General features: G+C 69.5%; 1 protein-coding gene. It reads right to left on the bottom strand.

Going from position 1 to position 1,337, the window contains the following annotated elements; genetic code table 11:
- Nucleotides 1–41 precede the first annotated feature (41 nt).
- Complete coding sequence (locus tag ACZ6EM_RS40445) at nt 42–1,193, bottom strand: ISAs1 family transposase (RefSeq protein ID WP_465774688.1); 1,152 nt, start codon at nt 1,191–1,193, stop codon at nt 42–44.
- Nucleotides 1,194–1,337 lie beyond the last annotated feature (144 nt).

The raw sequence follows: 1,337 nt of genomic DNA, 5'->3' as shown, positions 1-1,337 counted from the left end.
CAGGGCCGTTGCAAAGTCCTTTGATCTTGTGACTGTGTTGGTCAGGCGATGCCGAGGAGGTCGAGCGGGCGCGTGAAGGGCTCGTAGGAGGCGTGGCGGAGGCCAGCGGCGATGTTGCGATGCCCGGCGGCGCGGAGGGCGTTGATCGCAAGGTTCCGAAGGGTTGCCATGTTCTCCGGGCCGTGTGCCGTGCGGATCCTGGAGGCGTCCTCGGCGAAGGTCGTGTCGCGGACGAAGTGGAGTCGGTTCTCGATGGTCCACTGCGATCTGGCGAGCCGGCCGAGCCGCTCGGGCGAGGCTTCCTGCGAGGTCAGGTCGGTGATCGCATAGATGGTCCGGCAGCTGATGGTGCCGGTCTTGAGGTCGGTGCGGTGGCGCAGGATGCGCACGGCCTGGACCGCGTGCGGGAAGTCCAGCCCGAGGCCGGTGACGGTGAGCGCCCTGGTCACGCGGGTCTCCCTGCGGCCGTGGCCGACCTCGCGGTCGTAGCGGCGCGCAGTGACGTCCTTCCACGGCAACGATCGCAGCCTGCAATGCAGTTCGGGCTGGTTGGCCTTGACCACCAGCAGGTAGTGCGCGTTCATCTCCTCGACGAGGAAGCGCGCATGGGCGCGCTGGGTGTGCAGGGCGTCGGCTGTGACGGTGACCCCGGCCAGGTCGAAGGGCGCCAGCAGCGCGGCAAAGCAGGTGATCTCATTCGTTTTGTCGGGAACCCGCAGCTGGGTGACGGTGCGGCCGTCGCCGGTCATCGCGGCCAGCAGGTGTGCGGCGGGCGAGGTGCCGTGCCGGGCGCCTCGGGCGGCCTTGCCGTCCACGGCGATCGAGTCTGATCCTGCTGGATCGGCGCCGGTCAGGTCGGCCAGGCCGCCCGGGCAGACCAGAGCGATGACCCGCCGGATCGTGGCGGCACTCGGCGCAACGTGTACGCCCAGTACGCCCACGGCCCGGGCGCCGAGACGGGCCAGGGCGTGCTGCGGAGCGCTCGCGGACCACTGGCCGATGGCCGCGTACGAGCGTGCGCCGGCGACCACCGCCGAGGCAGCGACCAGCAGCACCGCCACGAACGGGTGACGCACCCCTCGACGCCGACGCGGATCCGGCAGCAGTCGCAACCGCTCCACCAGCGACAATCCCGCCACGCTGTCCAGAGCGGGCGACTTGATCAGGCAGACGGTGGCAGACTGGCGGCACATCGAAGCTCCGGTGGTGCGAGGCGACTTGGGAAGGTCACCCCCTTCAACCGGAGCTTCGATGCGTACGTGACGGATCGACTCCCGCCTCTCACCCCGTTATGACCTGCGGACTCATGCCCTAACCGGGACTTTGCAACAGCCCTG

The organism is Kitasatospora sp. NPDC041917 (genome assembly GCF_055589745.1).
This window is presented reverse-complemented; position numbering and strand designations above follow the sequence as displayed.

Coding starts and splice junctions, on each gene's coding strand:
- ACZ6EM_RS40445 (WP_465774688.1), bottom strand. CDS start 1,193: ATGTGCCGCCAGTCTGCCACCGTCTGCCTGATCAAGTCGCCCGCTCTG.